A 1,386-nucleotide genomic window follows, 5' to 3' on the forward strand; every position below is an offset into this window, starting at 1 on the left:
AGGCCGTGGGAAGGGCCGCGAGCTTGCACATGCGGCGGAGCCGGCGCCCCGTGCCCGTGGTGCAACAGAGGTAATCCGCCCGAGATGCCGGAGGACGTTGAGGCGACGGTAACGGCGGATGATGACCTAGATTGAGGAGTCTCTCTGATGACAACAGTCTGGATCTACGAAGGACGGAACACCTTCAAAAAATTCGATACCGAAGATGACGCGCAGGCGTGGCTTAAGGAAAACGATCCGGAGGGCGTCGCCATCGAGCACCAAATAAGCGAGCCGCTGCCCGCCGGGTCGGCCGATCGATATGGGGTGCCGAAAGCGGATGAAAGGAGCTAGAGCGATGAAAACTATTGAAATCGAACCTTACGACCCCGAAGAACGCACATGGTCGGAGCCCGAACCGGCCACGAGCTTTCGCACCATTGACGGCCTCCCGATTTACTTGTGCGACAAGCGCGACCTTGTGCACGCCTGTGAAGGCGCCGACATCCACCCCGATGTGCGAGTGTACTGGACGCTTTGCGGCAAAGACGCATCGAATGATTTGGTTTATCTGGCTAAGGACGAAGCGATCACCTGCCCGCTCTGCCAGGAACTGGCGCGCGTCGCAAACGACCCGTGACGCTATGCGTGTGTTTGATGTCGGCTATGCCCTCAACAGCGGCGAGACGGCGGACATTCCCCGAGGTCCGAGTCGAGCCATAACCGGAAGCCGCTAAATCTGTTACCTCTTGGCGATCAGAACGCCATCGTGCCAACGCGGGCAACGGCTAGTCCACTACCCGTCAGCACTGTTCGCCCGTCCCTATCGATCGACGCACCGGTCCAATTATAACAATTGTATGACACCCGGAATGCGCCAAAGGCCAGCTGACCTTCATATTCGACATGGGTGGAACCGAAGATCGGTGCTACCCAACGCCAGTGGAGAAGAGCACCTTTTGCAGCTTGCGTATTTTCGCGCTGCAACTGCATCGAGACTGCCGTTTGCACTGACTCTCTTCCCTTACTCGCCGCGCTCATGTCGCGGCGCAAGCCCCTAAAATTGATCCGTTCGTGTCGATGAGGACTCACGCTTGAGCCGACATCCGGTTGGAATATCCGAATTTGCAAGTGAGTTGGATCTCAGCGCGAGTAGCGACAGCAGATCTAAACATATGTCAGGCCGCCGCTTCGCACCGCCCGGAATGAAGTGCCTCACCGCGGGTCATCTGCAGTGACGCGTCCGGGCGGAATGCCTAACTGCCTCCTGGCAACACTGCCGGTATCGGATCTCGATCTGTTGCGGCCCGCGCTGGAGACGGTCGCGCTTGATCAGGACGCGATCCTTGCGCGAGCGGGGGACGAGATCGACTATGTCTTCTTCCCTCGCAGCGGCGCCATCTCGCT

General features: G+C 58.8%; 2 protein-coding genes. Both read left to right on the forward strand.

Annotation, left to right across the window (positions count from 1 at the left end; translation table 11 throughout):
- The first annotated feature begins 147 nt into the window (after positions 1–147).
- Complete coding sequence (locus tag AC5ZGW_RS46265) at positions 148–333, forward strand: hypothetical protein (protein WP_130231043.1); 186 nt, start codon at positions 148–150, stop codon at positions 331–333.
- A gap of 4 nt (positions 334–337) precedes the next feature.
- Positions 338–619 (forward strand): hypothetical protein, encoded by a 282-nt coding sequence (locus AC5ZGW_RS46270; RefSeq protein WP_130231041.1) that lies wholly within the window; start codon positions 338–340, stop codon positions 617–619.
- Positions 620–1,386 lie beyond the last annotated feature (767 nt).

It is taken from the genome of Bradyrhizobium sp. Crot121 (genome assembly GCF_059512385.1).